Origin of the sequence: Arthrobacter sp. efr-133-TYG-104 (genome assembly GCF_030208915.1) — a bacterium.
Lineage (GTDB): Bacteria > Actinomycetota > Actinomycetes > Actinomycetales > Micrococcaceae > Arthrobacter.
Genome location: NZ_JARVTA010000001.1, coordinates 269,664 through 293,519, shown reverse-complemented (window position 1 = coordinate 293,519; position 23,856 = coordinate 269,664). Strand labels below are relative to the sequence as shown.

General features: G+C 62.9%; 24 protein-coding genes. 5 read left to right on the top strand and 19 right to left on the bottom strand.

The window, feature by feature from the left end:
* The 9 genes from QRN04_RS01350 to QRN04_RS01310 all read right to left on the bottom strand — a co-directional run bounded on the left by QRN04_RS01350 (window position 1) and on the right by QRN04_RS01310 (window position 10,110).
* The gene (locus QRN04_RS01350) at window positions 1-1,290 is read right to left on the bottom strand and encodes an ABC transporter permease (protein WP_284974348.1); all 1,290 of its coding nucleotides are present in this window, start codon (window positions 1,288-1,290) and stop codon (window positions 1-3) included.
* Window positions 1,287-2,624, bottom strand: coding sequence for an ABC transporter permease (locus QRN04_RS01345; RefSeq protein ID WP_284974347.1), 1,338 nt, complete (start codon window positions 2,622-2,624; stop codon window positions 1,287-1,289). The genes QRN04_RS01350 and QRN04_RS01345 overlap by 4 nt, the downstream gene beginning before the upstream one ends.
* On the bottom strand, window positions 2,614-4,134 hold the full coding sequence (locus tag QRN04_RS01340; RefSeq protein WP_284974346.1) for an ABC transporter ATP-binding protein: 1,521 nt from the start codon (window positions 4,132-4,134) through the stop codon (window positions 2,614-2,616). Before QRN04_RS01340 ends, QRN04_RS01345 begins: the two co-directional genes overlap by 11 nt.
* Before the next feature lie 127 nt (window positions 4,135-4,261).
* Entirely contained in the window at window positions 4,262-5,368 is a 1,107-nt protein-coding gene (locus QRN04_RS01335) for a BMP family lipoprotein (protein WP_284974345.1), read from the bottom strand.
* Between the two features lie 233 nt (window positions 5,369-5,601).
* A complete protein-coding gene (locus QRN04_RS01330) occupies window positions 5,602-6,618 on the bottom strand; it encodes an NADP-dependent oxidoreductase (protein WP_284974344.1) in 1,017 nt (338 codons plus the stop codon).
* A complete protein-coding gene (locus QRN04_RS01325; RefSeq protein WP_284974343.1) occupies window positions 6,615-7,046 on the bottom strand; it encodes an organic hydroperoxide resistance protein in 432 nt (143 codons plus the stop codon). Before QRN04_RS01325 ends, QRN04_RS01330 begins: the two co-directional genes overlap by 4 nt.
* 55 nt (window positions 7,047-7,101) lie before the next feature.
* Window positions 7,102-7,536 carry a MarR family winged helix-turn-helix transcriptional regulator gene (locus tag QRN04_RS01320; protein WP_284974342.1) on the bottom strand — a complete coding sequence of 145 codons (435 nt, stop codon included), beginning with the start codon at window positions 7,534-7,536 and terminating at the stop codon, window positions 7,102-7,104.
* Between the two features lie 100 nt (window positions 7,537-7,636).
* A complete protein-coding gene (locus QRN04_RS01315) occupies window positions 7,637-8,842 on the bottom strand; it encodes an amidohydrolase (RefSeq protein WP_284974341.1) in 1,206 nt (401 codons plus the stop codon).
* Window positions 8,843-8,976: 134 nt separating this feature from the next.
* Window positions 8,977-10,110 carry a mannose-1-phosphate guanylyltransferase gene (locus QRN04_RS01310; protein WP_284974340.1) on the bottom strand — a complete coding sequence of 378 codons (1,134 nt, stop codon included), beginning with the start codon at window positions 10,108-10,110 and terminating at the stop codon, window positions 8,977-8,979.
* Window positions 10,111-10,361: 251 nt separating this feature from the next.
* Between QRN04_RS01310 and sdhC the strand changes: the two genes are divergently transcribed.
* The 5 genes from sdhC to QRN04_RS01285 all read left to right on the top strand — a co-directional run bounded on the left by sdhC (window position 10,362) and on the right by QRN04_RS01285 (window position 14,804).
* The gene (sdhC, locus tag QRN04_RS01305; protein WP_284974339.1) at window positions 10,362-10,742 is read left to right on the top strand and encodes a succinate dehydrogenase, cytochrome b556 subunit; all 381 of its coding nucleotides are present in this window, start codon (window positions 10,362-10,364) and stop codon (window positions 10,740-10,742) included.
* Window positions 10,743-10,744: 2 nt separating this feature from the next.
* On the top strand, window positions 10,745-11,221 hold the full coding sequence (locus QRN04_RS01300) for a succinate dehydrogenase hydrophobic membrane anchor subunit (RefSeq protein WP_284974338.1): 477 nt from the start codon (window positions 10,745-10,747) through the stop codon (window positions 11,219-11,221).
* Window positions 11,222-11,319: 98 nt separating this feature from the next.
* A complete protein-coding gene (sdhA, locus tag QRN04_RS01295; protein ID WP_284974337.1) occupies window positions 11,320-13,119 on the top strand; it encodes a succinate dehydrogenase flavoprotein subunit in 1,800 nt (599 codons plus the stop codon).
* A complete protein-coding gene (locus QRN04_RS01290; RefSeq protein ID WP_284974336.1) occupies window positions 13,119-13,901 on the top strand; it encodes a succinate dehydrogenase iron-sulfur subunit in 783 nt (260 codons plus the stop codon). Before sdhA ends, QRN04_RS01290 begins: the two co-directional genes overlap by 1 nt.
* Before the next feature lie 126 nt (window positions 13,902-14,027).
* Entirely contained in the window at window positions 14,028-14,804 is a 777-nt protein-coding gene (locus QRN04_RS01285) for an alpha/beta hydrolase family protein (RefSeq protein WP_284974335.1), read from the top strand.
* Between the two features lie 3 nt (window positions 14,805-14,807).
* Here QRN04_RS01285 and QRN04_RS01280 read toward each other — a convergent pair whose 3' ends face one another.
* The 10 genes from QRN04_RS01280 to glyA all read right to left on the bottom strand — a co-directional run bounded on the left by QRN04_RS01280 (window position 14,808) and on the right by glyA (window position 23,807).
* Entirely contained in the window at window positions 14,808-15,893 is a 1,086-nt protein-coding gene (locus QRN04_RS01280; RefSeq protein WP_284974334.1) for a YihY/virulence factor BrkB family protein, read from the bottom strand.
* A complete protein-coding gene (locus QRN04_RS01275) occupies window positions 15,865-16,497 on the bottom strand; it encodes a 2'-5' RNA ligase family protein (RefSeq protein ID WP_284974333.1) in 633 nt (210 codons plus the stop codon). The genes QRN04_RS01280 and QRN04_RS01275 overlap by 29 nt, the downstream gene beginning before the upstream one ends.
* Before the next feature lie 4 nt (window positions 16,498-16,501).
* Window positions 16,502-17,623, bottom strand: a complete 1,122-nt coding sequence (trpS, locus tag QRN04_RS01270; protein WP_284974332.1) for a tryptophan--tRNA ligase — start codon at window positions 17,621-17,623, stop codon at window positions 16,502-16,504.
* Window positions 17,624-17,642: 19 nt separating this feature from the next.
* Complete coding sequence (locus tag QRN04_RS01265; RefSeq protein ID WP_284974331.1) at window positions 17,643-18,476, bottom strand: exodeoxyribonuclease III; 834 nt, start codon at window positions 18,474-18,476, stop codon at window positions 17,643-17,645.
* A gap of 10 nt (window positions 18,477-18,486) precedes the next feature.
* Complete coding sequence (locus tag QRN04_RS01260) at window positions 18,487-19,050, bottom strand: hypothetical protein (RefSeq protein ID WP_284974330.1); 564 nt, start codon at window positions 19,048-19,050, stop codon at window positions 18,487-18,489.
* Window positions 19,051-19,113: 63 nt separating this feature from the next.
* Window positions 19,114-19,470 carry an SHOCT domain-containing protein gene (locus QRN04_RS01255; RefSeq protein ID WP_284974329.1) on the bottom strand — a complete coding sequence of 119 codons (357 nt, stop codon included), beginning with the start codon at window positions 19,468-19,470 and terminating at the stop codon, window positions 19,114-19,116.
* A 167-nt stretch (window positions 19,471-19,637) separates the two neighbouring features.
* Window positions 19,638-20,303 (bottom strand): response regulator transcription factor, encoded by a 666-nt coding sequence (locus QRN04_RS01250; RefSeq protein ID WP_284974328.1) that lies wholly within the window; start codon window positions 20,301-20,303, stop codon window positions 19,638-19,640.
* The gene (locus QRN04_RS01245; RefSeq protein WP_284974327.1) at window positions 20,300-21,469 is read right to left on the bottom strand and encodes a sensor histidine kinase; all 1,170 of its coding nucleotides are present in this window, start codon (window positions 21,467-21,469) and stop codon (window positions 20,300-20,302) included. The genes QRN04_RS01250 and QRN04_RS01245 overlap by 4 nt, the downstream gene beginning before the upstream one ends.
* A 120-nt stretch (window positions 21,470-21,589) precedes the next feature.
* Window positions 21,590-22,483 (bottom strand): bifunctional methylenetetrahydrofolate dehydrogenase/methenyltetrahydrofolate cyclohydrolase, encoded by an 894-nt coding sequence (locus tag QRN04_RS01240; protein WP_284974326.1) that lies wholly within the window; start codon window positions 22,481-22,483, stop codon window positions 21,590-21,592.
* 28 nt (window positions 22,484-22,511) lie between these two features.
* The gene (glyA, locus tag QRN04_RS01235; RefSeq protein WP_284974325.1) at window positions 22,512-23,807 is read right to left on the bottom strand and encodes a serine hydroxymethyltransferase; all 1,296 of its coding nucleotides are present in this window, start codon (window positions 23,805-23,807) and stop codon (window positions 22,512-22,514) included.
* Window positions 23,808-23,856 lie beyond the last annotated feature (49 nt).

Sequence of the window (23,856 nt, the reverse complement as noted above, 5' to 3'; positions counted from 1 at the left end):
TCAACCTTTCACGTACGGTATGCCGCTGGCAGCCGGTGGCCGCGACCTGCCCACCAAACCGGCGACGGCGAAGATGGTCACCAAATACGGCAGCATGGCCATGAACTGGCTCGGCACGGGCGTTCCGATGATGCCAAGGATCGACTGCAGGTTGTAGGCGAAGCCGAACAGCAGCGAGGCCAGGAACGCACCGATCGGGTTCCAACGGCCAAAGATCAATGCTGCCAAGGCGATGAAGCCGCGGCCGCCTGAGATTTCCTTGGTGAAGGAATCGATGGTCACCAACGTGAACACAGCACCACCGATGCCTGCGATGGCACCGCCCAAGGTCACGTTCCAAAAACGGGTGGCGTTGACGTTGATCCCCATGGTGTCCGCCGCTTGCGGGTGTTCGCCGACGGCGCGGACGCGCAGCCCCCAACGGGTCTTGAAGAGGCCGAACCACACCACGGCAACAGCCACATACATCAGGTAACCCGCAACGGACTGCTTGAACAAGATGGGCCCGATGATCGGAATGTCGGAAAGCAGCGGGATCGGCAGGATATCCAAGCGGCCCGGAGTGTTGAACTGGTCCTTATTCGGAGCCATGACCGTGCCGAACAGGAAGCCGGTGAGGCCGGACACCAGGACGTTCAGCACCACGCCCACAATGATCTGGTTGACCAGATACTTGATGCTGAAAACCGCCAACACCATGGAGACGGCAGCCCCGGCGCCTGCGGCGGCCAGTAGGCCCACGTACGGGCTGCCCGTTACTGTCGCGACCAAGGCCGCAGTGAAGGCCCCACCCAGCAACTGGCCCTCAATGGCGATATTGACGACGCCGACGCGCTCGCACAGCACACCGGAGAGGGAACCGAAGACCAAGGGAACGGCAAGGGTCACGGAACCGGCGATCAGCCCGGCAAGGGAAATCGATGGCTGGCGGGCACCGGCAACGATCCAGAGGAGCACCGCAAAAACGAAGACCACGGAGAACGCAATGGGCAGCCACCTGGGCGAGCGGGTGTTCCGGGTCCAGAGGTAGATCGAGTACGCAGCCATCGCGAGCAGCAGTATGCCGAGCACGATGCCGCCCACTTGGCCTGGAATCAACAGCGCGGGGACCGCTACAGCGTCACCGGGATCGCTGATCTTCATCTCGGCAGTCTGCCCAGGGCCCAGCAGGCCGAAGAACACCAGTGCAATCACGGCCAATACGCCGAGTGTCAGGGGGACCTTCATAGAAGGCCGGAACGCAGGCAGGGCTGTTGCCCCTGGGGCGGAAGCTGTGGATGTTGCGCTCACTTGGCACCTCCGGAGGCGTGTGCAAGGGCAGCTTTCGGGGCTGCCTTGGTCTTCTTGTTTTTCTTCTTGGGTTCAAGCCGGAATATCGACCGAATCAGGGGTGGCGCAGCGATGAACAGCACGATGAGCGATTGCACCACCAGCACGATGTCGATCGGTGTTCCGGTCTGGATCTGCATTTGCACCGCTCCTGCGCGGAAAGCGCCGAACAGCAACCCTGCAAAGAAGGTCCCCCACGGGGTGCTGCGCCCCAGCAGGGCAACAGTGATGGCGTCGAAGCCTATCTGGGCTGCAATACCGCCCGTGAGCACCTTCTCCGTACCGGCTACTTGGGCAACCCCGCCGAAAGCGGCAAGGGCTCCGGCAAGGGCCATTACCAAGATCGTTGCCCGGGATACTTTGACTCCGGCAGTGCGCGCGGCGATGGGGTTGGCGCCAACGGCACGGAATTCGAAGCCAATGGTGGATCGGTTCAGCATCCACCACACACCGTAGGTCAGCAGGACTGCAACCAGGAAGCCCAAGTGGAGGCGGGACCCTGGAATAAGGATCGGGTACGTTGCGGAATCATCCAGGCGCGGCGAAATCGGGCTGTTGTCTCCAGCGCGGCGGAAGGCTGCGGTATTCAACAGGAAGTCCAGCAGGAACAAAGCAACGTAATTGAGCATGATGGTGACAATCACCTCGTGCGCGCCGGTTCGTGCCTTGAGGACGCCAACCAACGCGCCCCACGCAGCACCGCCAAGGACGCCCATGATCACTACCACCAGCAGGTGCAGGCCGAATGGGAGGTGCCAAGCGAACCCGACATAAGCTCCGAGGGTGGCGCTGATGATGATCTGCCCCTGCGCACCGATGTTAAACAGGCCCGCCCGGAAGGCCAAAGCCACGCCCAGGCCAGCGCAAATCAGCGGCGTTGCCACTGTCATGGTTTCCAACAGCGGCTGCAAGCCTTGGCGCGGGTTGAACACTGAGCCCTGGAAGAGCGCGATGTAGCTCTTGGTCATGGCACTCCACGCTGCCGACAGGAAGTCCCCTGGTCGAGCAAAGAAGTAGCCTGCAGTTTTCGCCACGGCGGCGTCGGTGCTGGCAATCAGCAGACCACCGAGAATCAGCGCCACGATGACGGCCAGAACGGACACGAAACCGTTGCCCATCACGATTTTCCGGATCACGCTGTCCTGCTCGTGGCCGGGATCTCCGCTCTGCGAAGAAACGGGCACGATCGCCGGGGCCAGGGCTCCCCCGGCGGTGTCGAGAGCGACATCCGCCGCGCGTACTTCCGACGTCGATTCAGCTGGCTGGGTCTCATCGGACCGGTGCTTACTTGTCATCGGAGCCTCCTTCCGGGCCGACGCCGGCCATCATCAAGCCAAGGGTGTCCCTGGGTGTGTCCGCAGGCACGATGCCCACGAGTTTGCCCTTATAGAGCACCGCAATCCGGTCTGCGAGCTCAACCACCTCATCGAGTTCGGTGGAGACGATCATGACCGGTGTTCCGACGTCGCGCTCGGCGACAATGCGCTTGTGCAGGAACTCGATGGAGCCCACATCCACGCCACGCGTGGGCTGGCTGGCAATGAACAACCGCAGCGGCCGCGATAACTCACGGGCCATGACCACTTTTTGTTGGTTACCGCCGGATAATGTTCCGGCCGCAGATCCCGCCGAGGGGGTTCGGATATCGAATTCCTCGATCTTGGCTTTGGCATTCTCCACCACTTTGGCCGGCTTCATGCTGATGCCGCTCGCGAACGGAGCCTGGTCATACAGGTCCAGGACAAGGTTCTCGGCGACGGAGAACGGCCCCACCAACCCGTCAACGGTGCGGTCTTCGGGAACAAAGCCGACGCCGGAGCGCAGGACTTCCTTGACCGGAAGGCCCAGCAGTTGCTTGCCGTCGAGGGTGACCGAACCAGTGACGTGTTCCTGCACGCCAAGGATGGCTTCGGTCAGTTCCGTTTGGCCGTTCCCTTGGACGCCCGCAACAGCGAGGATCTCGCCCTGGGCAATGTCAAAGCTGATGCCGTCCACCACGTTGGTGCCGTTGGCTGCACGGACAGTCAGGTTTTCGACGACGAACGTGGTCTCCTTGGGCTGCGCCGGGGCCTTGTCGAGGCTAAGGCTCACCGGACGGCCGACCATCATGGATGCCAATTCGGTGGCCGACGCCGTAGGAGGCGCATCGCCTACCACCTTGCCGCGGCGGATCACGGTGATGACGTCAGAAACGGCCTGGACTTCGCGCAACTTGTGCGAGATGAAGACGATGGAGGTGCCCCCTGCCTTCAGTTGCCTCATGATGTCCAGGAGCTCGTCCGTTTCCTGAGGCGTCAGGACCGCCGTCGGCTCGTCCAGGATGAGCACCTTGGCCTCACGGACCAGGGCCTTGATGATTTCGACGCGTTGCTGGACGCCGACCGGTAGGTCCTCCACCAAAGCGTCGGGATCGACGTCGAACCCGTACTTTTTGGAGATTTCACGGATCTTCGTGCGGGTCTCGTCCATGCTGAGGACCCCGCCGAAGGAGGTAGGCTCCGCGCCGAGGGCCACATTTTCGGCGACCGTGAAAACGGGAACCAGCATGAAGTGCTGGTGGACCATGCCGATACCTGCAGCCATGGCGTCCGCGGGGCCCCGGAAGCTGACCGGACGGTCGTCCACCAGGATCTGGCCGGCCGTGGGTTCGTACAGGCCATACAGCACGTTCATGAGTGTTGATTTGCCCGCACCATTCTCGCCGAGGAGGCAATGGATCTGGGCGGATTCGACCACGAGGTCGATGTCTTGGTTGGCGTAGAAGGTCCCGAAAGCTTTCGAGATCCCCTTCAATTCGAGTTTCACAACTCCACCGTTCTGTGAGTCCGAGGGACGGCGAACAGCCCAACAGCCTGAGGCTTTGAGCCAATGCTAGTCAAAAAACACGCCGCCAGTACCGGGGCTCGGTACTGGCGGCGCGTCCAGGAATTGCCTACTTCTTAGGGCTGGCCGCCGATTGCACAACCAACTTGCCGGAAACGATGTCCGCCTTCAGCGCGTTCACCTCGGACTTGGTATCCGATGAAACAGCCGAGTCGAGATCGTGGAACGGGGCGATCGCCACGCCGTTGTTGGCAAGCGTGCCAACGTAAGCGGCGTTAGTGAACTTTCCGTCCTTGTCGTCCTTGACCACCGTTTCAACGGCGTCACCCATCTGCTTGACCACGGAAGTCAGCATGAGGTCCTTGTATTCAGGGGCCGTCAGGTAGCCGTCGGAGTCAACCCAGATGAGCTTGACGTCCTTGCCCGCTGCCTTCGCTTCCTTCAGGGCTGCGCCAGCACCCTTGCCCACCGGACCGGCCACGGGCATCACGATGTCCGCGCCCTGGTCCAGGAGGTTCTTGGTGACCTGCTTGCCGGTGTCCTGCTTTTCGAAGTCACCGGTAAAGGAGCCGTCCTGGGTGGTCTTGTCCCAGCCAATAACCTGCACGGACTTGCCCTTGGCTTTGTTGTAGGCCTGGACGCCGTCGTAGAAACCGTCCATGAAGATGGTCACGGTAGGAATCTTGATACCGCCGAAGGTTCCCACCTTGCCGGTCTTGGTGGTGGCCGCCGCCGTGTAGCCTGCCAAGTACGCCGCCTGGGCGGTGTCGTAGACCACTGGCTTCACGTTGGCGATGGGGTCCGTGTACGTGTAGTCAATGATGGCGAAGTGCTTGTCCGTGTTCTTCTGGGCAGCAGCCTTGGTGGCATCTCCCAACAGGAAGCCGACTGTGATGGTCAAGTTGCAGTTGGCCGACATCATGCCGTTGAGGTTGGTCTCAAAGTCGCTGTTGGACTTGGACTCAGCGGACTTGGTGGTGATGCCCAGGTCCTTCTCGGTCTTCTTCAGGCCATCGTAGGAGGACTGGTTGAAGGACTGGTCATCGAATCCGCCGGAGTCCGAGACGATGCAACCCACGTAGTTACTGGCGCTGTTGCTGCTGGAGTTGGAATCGGGCGCTTGCCCGCAGCCAGTCAGCAAAAGGGCGGCTGCGCCTGCTGTGGCGACACCGGCCAGAGAACCGCGCTTCAGGGTGGCACGCAGTGGTTTCTTCAATTTTCCTCCAGGAAAAAGTGATTGGCGCTACGACTGATGGTCAATGAGTGTCCATTTCCTAAACCTGAGGCAGAAATTCTGTTTTCACTGATGCTCGCAGCCGCGCCGAGGGCGCATTGATGACACCAACTTTAGTGGCCTGAAACACACCCTGATAGCACAAATCCCTGAGGAGAAGCAGATTGTTGACCTTTTGTTACCAACCCTTGGCGGGGGGCCCAGGTGCCACCATGCTAGAGCCGCACGAGCATCTTGCCGGTGTTGGCGCCGTCGAGCAGGTCGATGAACGCCTGCGGCGCGTTCTCAAGACCGTCCACGATCGTTTCGTCGTAGCTTACTGAACCGTCGGCAAGCCAGCCGGCCATCTTCTGCGCAAACTCGGCGGCGTGCTGGCGCTGGCCACCGACCAGGAAACCGCGTAACGTCAGCTGCTTGCCAATGGCTACCGCAAGGTTTCGCGGTGCGGCCGGCGGCTCGGTGGAGTTGTACTGCGAAATGGCACCGCACATGGCCACCCGACCACCGACAGTGAGTGTGGCCAGCGCCGCTTCCAGGTGATCGCCACCGACGTTATCGAAGTAGACATCGATGCCGCGCTCCCCCGCTGCTTCACGCAGTTGGTCTAGGACCGGGGCATCGTTGTAGTTGAAGGCCGAGTCGAAGCCCAGCTCCAAGAGCCGGGCAACCTTCTCCGCGGATCCGGCGCTGCCGATCACCTTTGAGGCACCCATGGCCTTGGCGATCTGCCCGACCATCGAACCGACGGCACCAGCGGCGCCAGAGACGAAGACAACGTCTCCTTCCTTGAATTCGGCGACCTTCAACAGGCCGGCATAGGCGGTCAGCCCGGTCATGCCCAAAGCACCGAGGAAAGCGGAGGTCGGAGCGAGCCCGCTCGGCACCGGAGTGGTAGCCGTAGCGTCCACCACCGCATATTCGCGCCATCCCAGGGAATGCACGACGACGTCACCCACCTTGTGCGCGTCCGAACGTGACGCGATCACCTCGCCCACCGCACCGCCGTCGAGCGCTGCATCGACTTGGAACGGCGCCGAGTAGGACTTGACGTCATTCATGCGGCCGCGCATGTACGGGTCCACGGACATGAACTGGTTGCGCACCAGGAGCTGCCCATCGGCCAACTCCGGCAACGGTGTGACAGCCAAGCGGAAGTTTTCCGGCGTCGGGCGGCCAACCGGCCGGGAAGCGAGCTGGATTTCGCGGCTTTCCACGGGAGTCACGGCGCTCATGCTGCGAACTCCACGAGCTTGAGGTCCACGGCCATGTTGCCGCGCGTGGCGTTGGAGTATGGGCAGACTTGGTGGGCCTTGGCCATCAGTTTCTCCGCCGTTTCGCGGTCAAGGGCCGGCAGGGCGATCTCGAGCTCGGCAGCCAGTCCGTAGCCTTCGCTGTCAGGCAGCGCACCGAAGTGGATTTTGGCGGCAACGGCGGAGTCACTGAGGTCAACGCGTTCCTTGCGACCCACCATCCGGAGTGCCGAGTGGAAGCAGGCAGCATAGCCGGCGGCGAACAACTGCTCAGGGTTGGTGCCTTGTCCGTTGCCGCCCAGTTCCACCGGGCTTGCCAGTGCGACGTCGAGCTTGCCGTCATTGGTGCGGGCGCTGCCGTCGCGCCCTTCGCCGGAGGCAAGTGCCTCAGCCGTGTAAAGAGTCTTCATCGTGTTTCCGTTTCTCTTTGACAATGATGTCTTGGGTGTCTTGGGTGGGAAGTTCTCAGAGTGAGCTGTTCAGGGCTGCGGTCAGTTTGCCCAAGGTGTTGTGCAGTTGCTCAATCTCCGCGGCGGAGAGGCCTGCGGCATCGGCGAGACGCTGGGGCACAGCCCCCGCCCGGGCGCTGAGGGCCGTTCCGGCATCGGTCAGAACGACGTCGACGCGCCTCTCGTCTTCAGCTGAGCGGCGGCGCTGGACCAGCCCCATGCCCTCAAGCCGCTTCAACAGGGGCGATAACGTGCCGGAATCGAGACCAAGCTCGGCCCCGAGTTCCCGCACGCTCCGCGGTTCCTGTTCCCAGAGCACCAGCATGACCAGGTACTGCGGGTAGGTCAGCCCCAACTCTTCCAGGACCGGCCGGTAGACCGCCGTCGCCGCTTTGGATGCCGAGTACAGCGCGAAACAGACTTGGTGGCGGAGCCTGGGTGCATCACTCATGATCCAAACGATAGTGCACAATTCAATTGTGCACAACTCAACTCCATGCGGTTCACGCACTCTCATGGTCCACACAACTAAGTACGGGCCTAGGTTGGAACTACTGCTCCAGATCGCGGATAGTGCGGAGGGCAGCGGCAGTGAGGACGCGGATGGCATAGCCGAGCGCGCGTTCATCCACGATGAAGTCACCACGGTGGAGGTCGTACTCCTCGCCGCCGGGCGTGTGGGTGCCCAGGCGCATCATGGCGCCGGGAAGGTCCGCGAGGAACCACGCGAAGTCCTCGCCACCCATGGACTGCGGCGTCAGGACCACCGCTTTCTCACCCAACTCGGCCCGTGCGGAGGCTTCGATCAGGGCCGTCTCATGCTCCGAGTTGACCACAGGAGGCACGCCGCGGGTGTGCTCGAGATGCACGTCCACGCCATACGGTGCCGCCACCTGCTTCACGACGTCGTCCAGCAACTCGCCCGCGCTGTGCCAGGCCTCGCGGTCAAGGCAACGCATGGTTCCGGCCATGTAACCCGACCCGGGAATGGCATTGGGGGCCGAACCTGCGGAAATCTGGCCCCAGACCACGGAAACACCGCTGCGCACATCCACGCGGCGCGAGAGCACGGCGGGAACATTGACGGCAATTTGTGCCAGTGCGAACACCAGGTCTTCGGTCAGGTGTGGCCTGGAGGTATGCCCGCCTCGTCCGGAAAGCTCAATCTTGATGGTGTCCGACGCCGAGGTGATCGCGCCGATGCGGGTACCGATCTGGCCCACGTTGATTCGCGGATCGCAGTGCAAGGCGAGGATCCGCGGCACACCCTCCAAGACGCCCTGTTCGATGCAGGACAAGGCCCCGCCGGGCATGGTTTCCTCGGCAGGCTGGAAGATGATCCGGACCGTACCGCCGAGCGGATTGTTTTTGTGCATCCGCTGCAGCGTCAGGGCAATCCCGAGCATGGCGGTGGTGTGGACGTCGTGCCCGCAGGCGTGGGTAACGCCGTGGTTCTTTGACGCGAACGGCAGCCCCGTCTCCTCGATGATCGGAAGTGCGTCGATATCGCCGCGGAGGGCTGTGCCAATCGGGCCCTCACCGACGTCAACCGTCAGCCCGGTACCTTCGAGCCGCCGTGGCTTCAGCCCAGCGGCTTCCAGGCGCTCCACGAGCTTGTCCGTGGTGCGGAATTCCTTGAAGGAAAGTTCGGGGTGCGCATGGAGGTCACGCCGGAATTCGATGAGTCCGGGAAGGAGCTCGTCAACCCAAGGACTCACAACGGGGGCCGGCTCGGTTTCAGTCGTGTAATTGCGCACGTCACAACTCTAGCCATGCAAGCGCTCGGAGGAACGAAAGCAACCTCTTGGTTACGCCACGTTCAGCTGCGGGACAACCAAGGAGGTGTCTCACGGTATAAACACCGGCACAAGTACCGGTGTTTACCCCAGCGTTAGAGCACGTCCGTATCGCCGCTGGCTTTGAGCGCGTCCACCGTGCCCTTGACGAGCTGCGCGTGCTCCTTGGTGGTCACCAGCAGCGCGTCCGGAGTATCCACGATGACGACGTCCTTGATACCGATAAGGGCAATAACGCGCTTGGTATCGGAAACCACCACGCCGCTGGCGTTTTCCGCGAACACGCGGGCGCCTTCACCAAGAACGGTGACCTCGTCGACGTCGCCCGCGTTGTTCAGGCGGCCAATGGCGGCAAAGTCGCCGACGTCGTCCCAACGGAAAGTACCGGGCACGACGGCGACGTCGCCAGCTTCCGCTGCGGGCTCGGCCACTGCGTAGTCGATGGCAATCTTGGGCAAGGTGGGCCAAATACGGGACGTAACCTCGGCGCGTCGGGGAGTGTCCCATGCCTCCGCGATTTCCTGCAGACCCGCGAAGAGCTCGGGCTGGTTGGCCTCCAGGTGCCGCAGCATGAGCGCCACGGGCGCAACGAACATCCCTGCATTCCAGACGTAGTCGCCGGCCTCGACGTACTTGTTGGCAACTTCCTGACTGGGCTTTTCCACGAATTCCGCGACAGCCATGGCGTTAGGGGCGCCTTCGACGTTGAGTGCCGCCCCGGAGCGGATGTATCCGAACCCCGTGGACGGGTGCGTCGGCTTGATACCGATGGTGACGATCTTGCCGGTGGCGGCCGTGTAGATCGCCTCGCGAACGGCTTCTTGGAAGAGGTCGTCGGGACTGATGACCTGGTCCGCGGCAAAGGAGCCCATGATTGTTTCCGGATCGCGGCGGTGCAAGATCGCAGCAGCAAGTCCGATCGCGGCGCCCGAGTCCTTGGGTTCGCTTTCGAGAACCATCTCGTCCTCGCCTACTTCCGGGAGCTGGCGGCACACTGCTGCCCGGTGGGCTTCGCCGGTCACCACGAGCACGCGGGAACCCGCCAGCGGTTCGAGTCGGTCGTAGGTGGCCCTCAACAAGGTGCTGCCGGAACCTGTCAGGTCATGCAGGAACTTAGGGGCAGCGGCACGCGAGAGAGGCCATAGCCGGGTCCCCACACCACCCGCCGGGATCACGGCGTGGAAGCGGCCCAAGGGCGATTCCTGGATTTTCGCGTCGTCTGTACTCACCGCAACACTTTATCCGACAGCACCGGCAAGCCCTGCAGAACGCGACACATGTGGCGTTCGTCTCAGGGAATGACCAAAACTGCCTAGAACACTGCGGAGTGGTTGAACCATGAACGAGCGAAGTAGGGCCTAAATTGAATAAGCTGTTAGCGAAGCCTAGATTTAGGCGTGAGCTACGAGTGCTCTCGCAGCAGGCGTTTCCCCGCGTGGATCCCATGCCAGCGCCGCTGTGTTGCAGGAAGGTTTAATCAGTGCCGACAAAACCAGCTGGCACCTTGTACCGCGGCCGTGAAGGCATGTGGTCCTGGGTTGGACACCGAATTACCGGTGTAGTGATCTTTTTCTTCTTGTTGGTCCATGTGCTGGACACCTCATTGGTGCGCGTGTCCCCTGAGGCCTACACGGCCGTGATTGGCGCCTACAAGAACCCCCTGATGGCCATTGGTGAAACGGGCTTGGTCGCTGCGATTGTCTTCCACGCTTTCAACGGCCTGCGCGTCATCGCCATCGACTTCTGGAAGAAGGGTGCCAAGTACCAGCGGCAGATGCTGTGGACCGTGCTTATTCTTTGGGTGGTCGTCTTCGGCGCATTCGCCGTCCGCCACTTGTCCCTGGCACTGGGAGGCCACTGACCATGACCACCATCGAATCCCCACGCAGTGGAAAAATCGGCTCAGGGAAGATCGCCCCGAAGTACAACCGCAGTGGTCACAGCCGCGGCAACTTCGAGATGATCGCTTGGCTCTTCATGCGCCTCTCCGGCGTCGTCCTGGTAGTCCTCATCTTCGGTCACCTGTTCGTGAACCTCATGGTGGGCCAGGGCATCCACGCGATCGACTTCGGCTTCGTTGCAGGTAAGTGGGCCGATCCGTTCTGGCAGTTCTGGGACCTCGCCATGCTGTGGCTTGCCATGCTGCACGGCACCAACGGCGTCCGCACGATCATCAACGACTACGCCGAAAGGGACGCCACCCGCTTCTGGCTCAAGGGTGTCCTCTACGCTGCAGCCTTCGTCATCATCATCCTGGGCACGTTGGTGATCTTCACCTTCAACCCGTGCCCGGTCGTCAACGGCGTTCAGCTGCCCGGCGGTTTCTGCCCGGCGCCTTAGCGGACCGCGCCGCGGCTTTCCGCTGCGGCTGGCCACGCCTGAAGTAGCGGAGCAGCCTCCGCCGACCATCTGAATTTTTGAAAGAGAGAGCATCTGGTATGCAGGTCCATAAGTACGACGTCGTCATTGTCGGTGCAGGTGGCGCCGGCATGCGCGCCGCGATCGAGTCCGGTCAGCGTGCACGCACAGCGGTACTGACCAAGCTCTACCCCACCCGCTCGCACACCGGTGCGGCACAGGGTGGCATGTGTGCAGCGCTGGCCAACGTTGAAGAAGACAACTGGGAATGGCACACCTTTGACACCATCAAGGGTGGCGACTACCTGGTTGACCAGGACGCAGCCGAGGTCATGGCGAAGGAAGCCATCGACGCCGTGCTGGACCTGGAGAAGATGGGTTTGCCGTTCAACCGCACGCCCGAAGGCCGGATCGACCAGCGCCGCTTTGGTGGCCACACCCGTGACCACGGTAAGGCCCCCGTCCGCCGGGCATGCTACGCCGCAGACCGTACCGGCCACATGATCCTGCAGACCCTCTACCAAAACTGCGTCAAGCACAACGTTGAGTTCTACAACGAGTACTACGTCCTTGACCTGCTGATCGTCGAAGAGGACGCCGTTCGCGAGGACGGCACCCCGTACAAGCAGAAGCGCGTTGCCGGGGTCGTCTCCTACGACCTCGCATCAGGCGAACTGCACGTGTTCCAGGCCAAGTCCGTGGTGTTCGCTTCAGGTGGTGCCGGCAAGGTCTTCAAGACCACGTCCAACGCCCACACCCTTACCGGTGATGGCATGGGCATCGCGTTCCGCCGCGGCATCCCGTTGGAGGACATGGAGTTCTTCCAGTTCCACCCGACCGGTCTTGCCGGCTTGGGTATCCTTCTCACCGAGGGTGCACGCGGTGAAGGTGCCATCCTGCGTAACTCCGAGGGTGAGCGCTTCATGGAGCGTTACGCCCCCACCATCAAGGACTTGGCTCCCCGCGACATCGTGGCCCGCGCCATGGCGAACGAAGTCCGTGAAGGTCGCGGCTGTGGCCCGAACAAGGACTACGTCCTCCTGGACCTGACGCACCTTGAGCCGGCGCACATCGAAGCCAAGCTTCCGGACATCACCGAGTTCGCCCGCACCTACCTCGGCGTGGAACCGTTCACGGACCCGGTCCCGGTATTCCCCACGGCGCACTACGCCATGGGCGGCATCCCCACCAACATCACCACCGAGGTGCTGCAGGACAACGACACGATCGTTCCGGGCCTTTACGCTGCCGGTGAAGTTGCCTGCGTATCCGTGCACGGCTCCAACCGCTTGGGCACCAACTCGCTCCTGGACATCAACGTGTTCGGTAAGCGTGCCGGCATCGCCGCTGCGGAGTACTCCAAGACGGCTGACTACGTGGAGCTGCCGGCGGACCCCGAAGCGATGACCCGCAGCATCCTGAACGGTTTGTTGACCGGTACGGGAACCGAACGCGTCGCCCAGATCCGTAAGGAACTGCAGGAGACCATGGACGCCAACATGCAGGTGTTCCGTACCAAGGAGTCCTTGGAGCAGGTCCTTCGGGATATTGCGTCCTTCGAGGAGCGCTACAAGAACGTCACCGTCCAGGACAAGGGGAAGCGCTTCAACCTTGACCTCCTGGAAGCAGTGGAATTGGGCTTCCTCCTGGACATGGCCAAGGTCATGACCGTCGGTGCGCTGCACCGCGAAGAATCGCGCGGTGGACACTACCGCGAGGACTTCCCCGAACGCGATGATGAAAACTTCATGAAGCACTCCATGGCATACCTTGACACTTCCGTCACCGCCGCTTCCTCGGCGGAATCGGTTGCGGGCATCCGTCTTGAGACCAAGCCCGTCATCTTCACCCGTTACGAGCCGATGGAGCGTAAGTACTAATGACGACCGAAATGGCAGAGCCCGCCTCCAAAATCGAGCTCCCGGCAAGCGTCGCCGGCGACGGTGAAATCCCCACCTTCCACATCACCCTCCGCGTCCGCCGCTACGATCCGGAAATCTCGGAAGAGGCACGCTGGGATGATTACAAGCTGACCATGTACGGCACGGACCGTGTGCTGGATGCCCTTCACAAGGTCAAGTGGGAGATTGACGGCAGCGTTTCCTTCCGCCGCTCCTGCGCCCACGGCGTGTGTGGGTCCGATGCCATGCGCATCAATGGCCGCAACCGCCTCGCCTGCAAGACCCTCCTGAAGGACCTGGACACGTCCAAGCCCATCACGGTGGAACCGATCAAGGGCCTCCCCGTGGAGAAGGACCTGATTGTGGACATGGAGCCGTTCTTCCAGTCCTTCCGTGAAGTCATGCCGTTCCTGATCAACAAGGGCCACGAGCCCACCAAGGAGCGCCTGCAGTCCGTTGAGGACCGTGAACGCTTCGATGACACCACCAAGTGCATCCTGTGTGCAGCCTGCACCTCGTCCTGCCCGGTCTTCTGGACCGACGGTCAGTACTTCGGCCCGGCAGCGATCGTGAACGCCCACCGCTTCATCTTCGATTCCCGTGATGACGCCGGCGACATGCGCCTTGAGATCCTGAACGACAAAGAAGGCGTGTGGCGTTGCCGCACCACCTTCAACTGCTCCGAAGCATGCCCGCGTGGCATCCAGGTGACCAAGGCCATTGCCGAGGTCAAGCAGGCAATCCTGTCCCGCAAGATCTAGTTCGCCCGCACTAAAGAACAGCACGACGACGGCGCCGCTCACCACTGCTGGTGACGGCGCCGACGTCGTTAATCCGGACTCCCCAGTCAGTTCACAACAAGGCAGCCCAAACCCTAGGAGAACAGCGTGTCGCGCCCTGAGAAGATCAGCTTCGTTGGAAGTACCGGCGATGTGCTGGCCGGCGTCGTGGACGTTCCTGAGGGTCCCCTGCGGGGCTGGGGCGTGTACTCGCACGGACTGACCCTCGGTAAGGACAGCCCCGCCGCCTCACGCATCTGCAAAGGGCTGGCCGAGCAAGGCATTGGCATGCTGCGCTTTGACAACCTGGGGCTGGGAGGCTCCGGCGGGGAATGGTCCGCGGGATCGTTCAGTGTGAAGGTTGCGGACACCATCTTGGCTGCGGCGTTCATGCAGGAACAGCGCCGCAGGATCAGCCTGCTGGTAGGACATTCGTTTGGAGGGGCAGCAGTGCTAGCCGCTGCCCGCGACATCCCGGGCCTGAATGCTGTGGTGACAGTGGGCGCGCCCTATGAACCCAAGCACGTCGAGCACATGTTCGACACCGAAATAGACGCCATCCTTCGCGACGGCAGCGCGGTAGTGGATCTGGGCGGGCGCCCCATGGAAGTCCGCCGCCACTTTGTCGAGGACGTGGAAAAGGCCGATCTGCGGGACTGCATCCGGACTCTCCACAAGCCTCTGATGGTGATGCACTCCCCCACCGACAACACGGTGGGAATCGACAATGCCAGCGAGATCTTCCGAACCGCGAGGCATCCCCGGAGCTTCATCTCGCTGGAAGGCAGCGAACATTTGCTCACGGGCAAGGGCCAAGCTGCACGGGTTGCCCGGATCATCAGCGCGTGGGCAGACCCGTATCTGGAACTCCCGGTAACCGTCTAGCTCCTACGTGTGGGGCGTTACACGCCGCGCGCCAAGGATTTTGGTTCGCTGGGCGGTGCCTGACCCGTCGTCGGCCACCCGGATAGCGGACCACGAGGCCGAGACAAGGTAGACCTGGCTGACCAGGTTAAACCAGATCAGCAAACCAATGATGATGGCGAACGAGGCGAGGACCGGGTTGTGACCGGCACGCGCCAGGAGTTCGGTGCTGAAAAGCTGCAGTATGGTGGTTCCCACCCCGGCGAAGACCACTCCTTCGACGAACGCCCGGCGACCCAACGCCAGCCCGGCTGCGACGCGGAACAGCACCGCCGCCGTCGTGCAGTTCAGCAAGAGCGGAACCACGATCTTGACCACTGCGGCAAGGGGCGCAGACACGGCCTCGTCCAATGGCAGAAGACTGATGACCCAGTCCGCCGCGGTGCCGAAGACCAGTGACGCCCCTGAGCTGACCACCAGGAGCACCCCGAGGAGTAGGAGGGTTCCTGCATCGATGAGTTTTTGGAGGATGGGATTACGTTGCAGGGGCCCGGCCTCTGTCACGGCGCGCAGGCCCTCCCGGACGCTGGCAATCCAGCCCAGGGAGGTAAAGACCGTGACGACGGCGGCAATGACTGCGGTCCAGCCAAGCCCGGCCGGATTGAGCAGCGACTGCGGATCCACTAAGCCTTTTGCCCCGTTGACTGCAAGCAGGCCAGGCGCCGCAGCCGCGACACTGTTGATCACGGCGCTTTCGAGCACCGGATCACCACCGAGGACGATCCCGGTGACGGCAAATCCGGTAGTCAGCAGGCCGGTTACCGAGAAGAACATGTTGAAACCGATACCGGCACTCAGCAGGGGTCCGTGCTGGCGGGTGTACTGCTGGAACGAGCGCATTGCGCGGTTGGTGTTCAGCTTCGCAAGGACCAACGCAACGAACACGCCGGCCTTCTTAGGCAACGCATCGCCGGCAAGTTTCGCTTGGCCCCAGTCTTGCCTCTTGCGCAGGAACTCAAGTTTCAGTTGCGCCCGCTCAGTCGGAAGTGGCGGACCGTCCGTCTCTTTCGCCGGGTTCCGCTTACCGTGCTTGGTCAGTATCGCCGCCAAAGTCGAGCTCTTCCCGTAGCTGCCAAATTCCGTTGCTGTCGTGCTCGTAAAGTCCCATGCTAACCACCGGAAAGGTGGCGCGGTAATCGCTGAGCACCGTCTCGGCCTCATCGAGGCTTTCCTGCCCGACGTCGTGAGCGACCGTGACGTGGGGGTGGTACGGAAAGGGAAGGCTTCGTTCGAGAGGACCGCTTTGGAGCTTCTCGTGCAATTTCACGCACTCCTCGAAGCCGTCTTCGACATTGACAAAAACCACCGGTGAAACAGGCCGGAATGATCCTGTGCCCGAGATGGTGACGGTGAAAGGCTCCTGGCAGCGGGCAACCTCCCGGACGTGCTCGATGGTAGCGGTCCAGTCCTGCGTGGGGGTTGTGGTGATCAACGTGATGTGGGCAGGGATGACCTCGGCCATGGGATCGCCAAACGAGGCCCGCCATTCCCTCAGTTCGCGGGCCACGTCCGCCGGGAAGCCAAGGATCACTCCCACGCACATGGTGTCGCCGGCACCGCAGTCGATACCGGCGACGGCGGTCTGCCGCGCATTGTCCGGACCGGCACCCCTGCGGGTGTCGGTCCGGACGTTGAGCTGGCCAGCTGCGCACATGGAGTTAGCGGACTCCCTGTTCGCCGTTTGAAGCAATTCCACGATAGGGAAGGAACCCGACCCGCGAATAGACGTCCGCGAGGGTGGCGGATGCAATTTCCCGTGCCTTGTCCGCCCCATGGGCCAAGAGACGGTCAAGTTCTGCCGGATCCGCGAGCAGTTCGTTGGCGCGTTCCCTGATCGGTGCAAGGTGCCCCGAGACCAGCTCCGCCAGGTCCACCTTGAGGTGCCCGTACATTTTTCCCTGGTAGTCAGCCACGATTTTCTGCACCGGCTGGCCGCTGATCGCCGAATAAATGCTCAGCAGGTTTGACACGCCCGGCTTGTTTTCGCGGTCGTAACGGATCTCCGTCTCGGTATCGGTCACTGCCGACTTGATGCGCTTGGCCACCGTTTTGGGATCATCCAAAAGGTTGATCAGCCCGGCTGGCGATTCCGCGGACTTCGACATCTTGGCCGTGGGGTTCTGCAGATCGTAGATCTTGGCCGATTCCTTCTGGATGAAGGCCTCGGGGACTTGGAATGTCTCCCCGAACCGGCTGTTGAAGCGCTGCGCGAGATCCCGGCTCAATTCAACGTGCTGCCGCTGGTCTTCGCCCACCGGAACTCCGTGAGGCTGGTACAGGAGGATGTCAGCGGCCTGCAGGATGGGGTAGGTGAACAAGCCCACGCTTGCCTGGTCCGAGCCCTGCTTCTGGGCTTTGTCCTTGAACTGGGTCATCCGGGCGGCCTCGCCCATTCCGGTGATGCAATTCAGCACCCAGGCAAGCTGGGCATGCTCCGGGACCTGGGACTGGACGAACAAGGTGCACTTGTCCACGTCCACGCCGCCGGCGATGTATTGGGCGGCAGTGACACGTGTGCGCCGGGCCAGCTCAGCGGGGTCTTGCGGAACCGTGATGGCATGCAGGTCCGGGATGAAGAAAACGGCATCGTACTCGTCCTGCATCCTGACCCAGTTGACCAAGGCGCCAAGGTAGTTGCCGAGGTGCAGGGAGTCGGCGGAAGGCTGCATGCCGGACAGGACGCGGTGCTTGGCTCCGGCGGCCGGCTTGCTGGACGCCGCTGCCCGGACGGCCGTTGCAGTGACGTCCGAGCCGGTTTCAGTCGTAGTGGAACTAGTCATGGAGGATACTTTCGGAAGCTTAGAGCTGGTAGTCCACTACCAGCGGTGCGTGGTCAGAGAAGCGGGTGTCCCACGACGGCGCCCGGTCCACTACAGCCGAGAAGGCGGCTGCCGCGAAATCCGGTGTGGCAATGTGGTAGTCGATGCGCCAGCCTGTGTCAGTGTCAAAGGCCTTTCCGCGCTGGGACCACCAGGTGTAGGGGCCGGCGACATTACCTGCCAGGCCCCTGTGAACATCCCTCCATCCGATTTCTTCGCCGAAGAAGCGGTCAAAGTAGGCGCGCTCCTCCGGGAGGAAGCCGGCACGCTTGACGTTGCCCTTCCAGTTCTTGATGTCGAGCTCGGTGTGTCCGACGTTGAGGTCGCCAACCACCAAGGCGTGGTCGCTGTGCTTCGCGAGTTCCGGAAGCCGTGTGGTCATGGCGTCCAGGAAACGGAATTTGTCCTCCTGCTTGGGAGTTCCTGCTTCCCCGGAGTGCACATAGGCGCTGACCACGGAAAGGGTGCTGGACTCCCCCGCGGTGTTCCTAACGATGTAATCCGCTTCCACCCAGCGTCCGGAGGTATCGAAGTAGGGGTCGCCGATCCCGATCCGGGTGGCTGTGGGCTCTTCGCGGGAAGCGATGGCCACCCCTGCGCGGCCTTTTGCCTCGGCCTCGGTGTGGAGGATGTGCCAGCCATCCCCGAGCAACGCCCTCACCACGTCATCAGGAGCACGGACTTCCTGCAAGCAGAGGATGTCTACCTCGCGAGGCTCCAGCCATTCCGCCATGCCGTTCCTGTAGGCAGCCCTAAGGCCGTTGACGTTGACCGATGCGATGCGAAGGAAATCCTTCTTCAATGCCGTGCTCACCCGCTCTACTCTAGTCGATGATGGTTCCGGCCACGGGCTCGTCCGAGGGGTCGCCCGTCTTCATCATGTCCCGGGCATTGGTCGCCGTGATGGCTATTGTTTCCAGCGCCCGGTTGATGGTGTCCTGGTCGGCGGCGTCGCCCTTGGCGCGTTCCTGCTCCACCACCCGCACCTGGACCTGGACGATTTTGAACGAGTGGTCCAGCTTCAGGTCCCTGACATCGTCATTGTGGCTCCGCTCGGCTACCACCCGAGTTCCGCCGTTGTCTGCAACACCCGACGACGCGCGGCCGGTCGCCGCCGTGAACGCATTGTGCGCCTCGGTCAACTTGGCACCGGCACGCTTGGCGGCCGTGCGGATGCTGAGCACCACGAACGTGGCCAAAACCAGCCAGCCGAAGGCAACAACCGCCACAACCCAGCCCACGACGTCGTTCCTGTTGGCAGCGAAAATCACTGCCACCACGAACGCGATCAGCAAAACAGTCATGCCCAAGCCGCCAATGCGGAAGCCCTTGAACATGCCTTTGCCGGCAGCGGACGTGGACGGGCGCGAGTCACCAAGAGATTGCATACCTCAATTGTCGCAAACTCGAAATGGCTGCCGGGCCCCTTCCACGCATGGCGAACATGGGAGCTATTTCCCCGGCTGCGAGCGCAGGACCTCCAACCGTTGCCGAAACTCCGTCTCATCGATTTCGCCGCGTGCGTAGCGCTCACGCAGCACGCTTTCAGCGCCCTGTGTTGCGGCCCAGTGGTGATTGCGCCGCCACGTCCTGCGTCCTACGAAAATGAGAGTGCCGATCACGAGGATCCAGAACAGCGGGAACAGGAGGAAGAAGGGCCAAGCGGGTCCGCCTGCCCACGGGCCGTGGACGACGGCGGCATCGTGCATCTGTGCCAGCGCACCACCCACGGTGCTTGCCTGCCCTGCAATTGATGCCTGCCCTGTGCTTATTGCCTGCCCTGCTAGTGATGCCAGTGCGGTGAACATATCAGTGATCCAAACTCTTGCCGCCGGTGCCCGGCGCGAGCCGGCTTTCGGCTCTGGTTCGAGTCTGCCCGGCGGCGGCTGAGACGGCGTCCGCCGTCGGGAGGCACTTGGGGTGTCACCGCTACTCCGGCGGTAGTCTCCCTACACCGCCTGGCTGCTCCAACCGCCTAGCTGCTCCAACCCGGCCGCACCAGCCCGGATTCGTACGCGAGGACCACCAGTTGTGAACGGTCCCGGACCATGAGCTTGGTCATGATGCGCGAAACGTGCGTCTTGGCAGTGAGCGGTGTAATGAACAGCCGCTCCGCGATTTCGGCATTGTTCAGCCCCTCGCCCACCAAGGCCAGGACTTCCCGCTCGCGGTCTGTGACTTGGTCCAAGGGGATCGCCTTGCCCGCGGCACGGCTTTGCGAGGCCAACTGCGCCATGATGCGACGTGTCACCGAGGGCGAAAGCAGGGCGTCGCCGTCGTGGACCACCCTGACGGCCCGGATCAATTCCGCGGGTTCGGTGTCCTTGACCAGGAAGCCCGCCGCGCCAGCCCGCACGGCCTCTGAAATGTACTCGTCCAGCTCGAACGTGGTGAGGATAATGATCCGCGTGCCCGCCAACAACGGGTTGGCCAGGATCTCGCGGGTGGCGTTCAGGCCATCCCCGCCGGGCATGCGGATGTCCATGAGGACCACGTCTGGTTGCTCGCGCGCGGCGAGGCGAACGGCGTCGGCCCCGGTTCCGGCCTCCCCCACCACCTCCATGTCCTGCTCAGCGTCAAGGAGCGCGCGAAAACCCGCCCGGATCAGGGTTTGGTCGTCGGCCAATAGGATCCGGATCACGGGCGGTCCCCTTCATGGTGTATCGGGAGGGTCGCTTCCACCCGCAAGCCCGGCTGCAATTCACGCACAGTGAGGGTACCGCCCATGACGCCAGCCCTCTCCTTCATCCCGGTCAAACCATTGCCCGGGAGCGATCCACGCATGCCGCCGCCGTCGTCGTCGACGGTCACCGTCAGCGCCTCGGCGGTCTGGTCAAGACGCACGACGGCGGAGCTGGCACCTGAGTGCCTGCCTACGTTGGTCAGGGCTTCCTGGATGATCCTGTACGCGGCTTCCTGCTGGGCGGGGCCGATGAGCTGATGGTCCGAGTTGTCCTGCAGCGTGACCCCCAGGCCGCCCAACTCTGCGTTCTTGGCCAGCGCTGGAAGTCCGGCCAAGGTGGGTTTGGCCGCGGGGACCAACGGGGCGTCTTCGCGCAGCACGCCAAGGAGTTGGCGGACTTCGGTCAGGGACTCCTTGCTGGCTGCTTTGATGGCTTCCAACGCAGGCCGGAGTTTCTCGGGATCGTCCGGGCCAACGTGCAACGCCACGGATGCCTGCACATTGATCATGGAGAGGGAGTGGGCTACGACGTCATGGATATCCCGGGCAAGGGTGAGCCGGTATTCATCCCGTTCCGCTTTCTGGGCCGCCTCCCGCCGTCGTCGGTACTCAGCGAACCGTTCGCCGCGTCGCCGGAATGCCTGTCCCAGCAGCACCAGGATGGCAGCCCAGGCCACACCTGCGGAGGCACGCAGGGGCCAGTTCGGATCGCCGCTCACCGCCGCGCCTACGACGACGGCTCCCGCAGCGATCCCCGCGCCGAGCCACGCTTGCCACCGCAGGCCCGCGGCAGCCGTCAGGACGATGGACAGGGCCAGGGATAACGCGATCGGACCCCAGGCGTAGCCGAGGGCGAGGTAGCTTGCCGTGGCCACGAAGGCAACGGGGAACATGGCAAGAGGTGCACGGCGGCGGAAAGCCAAAGCGGCGGGGCCGGCCAGGAGCAGCAGCATCGCGGCGATGTCCAGTGGCCGGGCCGAGTCCTGATGGCGCGCGGAGATCAGTGTTCCCACCACTTGGATGGCCGCCACCGTGATCACGACGAAGCTGGTGGGCGGACCCGCGAAACGGCGATTTCTCCGGGGCTCAGCTGCGCGCGGAGACTCAGGAAAACTCGGCTGCATACACCGAGCCTAGCCGCGGGTGGTCCGGGCGGCGTCAGGTTAACGGAGCAGGGCGCCTACTCCGTGGGGAGTAGGCGCCCTGCTGCTCTTAAGCCCTGCAGTCGTTAAGCCCTGCTGTTGTTACGCGATGCCGGCTTGGCGCTCGGCGCTCTCCACCACGTTGGCGAGCAGCATGGCTCGGGTCATCGGGCCAACACCGCCCGGGTTCGGGGACAGCCAGGCGGCGACGTCGGCCGCGGCCGGGTCCACGTCTCCGGTGACCACAGCCTTGCCGTTGCCGTCGTCCACACGGCTGACGCCGACGTCGAGCACGATCGCACCCGGCTTGAGGTCTTCAGCCTTGATCATGTGCGGCACACCTGCTGCCGCGATGACGACGTCGGCCTGCCTGAGTTCTGCGGGCAGGTCCACCGTTCCGGTGTGGGCAAGGATGACCGTTGCGTTGACTTCCTTGCGGGTCAACAGGAGCCCGATCGGACGGCCAATGGTCACTCCACGGCCGACCACCAGGACCCGCTTGCCCTTGAGCTCGATGTTGTGGCGGCGCAGCAACTCCACACAACCCTTGGGCGTGCAGGGAAGCGGCGACTTCATCTCACCGTTCACATTTGCCACCAACCGGCCAAGGTTCATCGGATGCAGGCCATCGGCGTCCTTGTCAGGGTCCATGGCCTCCAGGATGACGTCCTGGTCGATGTGCTTTGGCAACGGAAGTTGGACGATGTACCCGGTGCATTCCGGGTTCTCGTTGAGCTCGCGGACAACTTTCAGGAGGTCTTCCTGGCTGATGTCCTCGGGCAGGTCCCTGCGAATTGACTGGATGCCAACCTCAGCGCAATCCTTGTGCTTGCCTCCGACGTACCAAGTGCTGCCCGGGTCCGAGCCCACCAGGATGGTGCCCAGGCCGGGAACGATTCCCTTGGCCGCCAGTGCGGAGACGCGAGTGGTCAGTTCTGCTTTGATGGCTGCGGCGGTGGCCTTGCCATCGAGGACCTGTGCGGTGGATTGTGTCATTCCATCTGCTCTTTCTGGTGGTAACCCGTTACCACTGCTCGTGCTGCGGGTACAGCGGGAAGTCCGCGGCGAGCCTGTCCACGCGGGCCTGGAGGGCTTCGACATCCGTGGCGGAGCCTGCCTTCAGGGCGGTGGCGATGATCTCGGCAACCTCGGTGAACTCGGCGGCGCCGAATCCGCGGGTGGCCAAGGCCGGGGTACCGATGCGGAGGCCGGAGGTAACCATCGGCGGGCGGGGGTCGAACGGAACGGCGTTGCGGTTCACGGTGATGCCCACGGAGTGCAGGAGGTCTTCGGCCTGCTGGCCGTCCAACTGCGAGTTACGCAGGTCAACCAGGACCAGGTGAACGTCGGTGCCGCCGGTGAGGACCGAGACGCCCGCTTCGGCGACGTCGGACTGGTTCAGGCGGTCGGCGATGATCTTGGCACCCTCAAGCACACGCTCCTGGCGCTCCTTGAATTCTTCGCTGCCGGCGATCTTGAAGGCAACGGCCTTGGCTGCGATGACGTGCATCAGCGGCCCGCCCTGTTGGCCCGGGAAGACGTTGGAGTTGAGCTTCTTGGCCCATTCCTGCTTAGCGAGGATCACGCCGGAACGCGGACCGGCGAGGGTCTTGTGGACCGTGGAGGTAACGACGTCGGAGTGCGGCACCGGGCTCGGGTGCAGGCCTGCTGCAACAAGGCCGGCGAAGTGCGCCATGTCCGTCCACAGGAGTGCGCCAACTTCGTCGGCGATGGAACGGAAAGCGGCGAAGTCGAGGTGGCGCGGGTACGCGGACCAACCGGCGATGATGACCTGCGGCTTCTCGGCAATGGCCTGCTCGCGGAGCTTGTCCATGTCGATGCGGAAGGTGTCTTCTTCAACCTGGTAGGCCGCTACGTTGTAGAGCTTGCCGGAGAAGTTGAGCTTCATGCCGTGTGTCAGGTGGCCACCGTGGGCCAGGGACAGGCCAAGGATCTTGTCGCCCGGGGTGATCATGGCGGACAGGGCTGCCGCGTTAGCCTGTGCACCGGAGTGCGGCTGGACGTTGGCGTATTCGGCGTCGAACAGTTCCTTGACGCGGTCGATGGCGAGCTGCTCAGCGACGTCGACGTATTCGCAACCGCCGTAGTAGCGGCGGCCCGGGTAGCCCTCGGCGTACTTGTTGGTCAGGACGGAGCCCTGTGCCTCCATGACAGCGCGGGGTGCGAAGTTTTCGGACGCAATCATTTCCAGGGTGCCGCGCTGGCGGCCGAGTTCCTGGTTGAGGACTGCTGCGATCTCGGGATCGAGATCGGCAAGCGGCTGGTTACTGACAGACGCGGAAGTGGTTGTGGTAGTCACGGAGATCTCCTGGCTAGGCAACGGGTAGTGCTACAGGTCAGGCTACCGG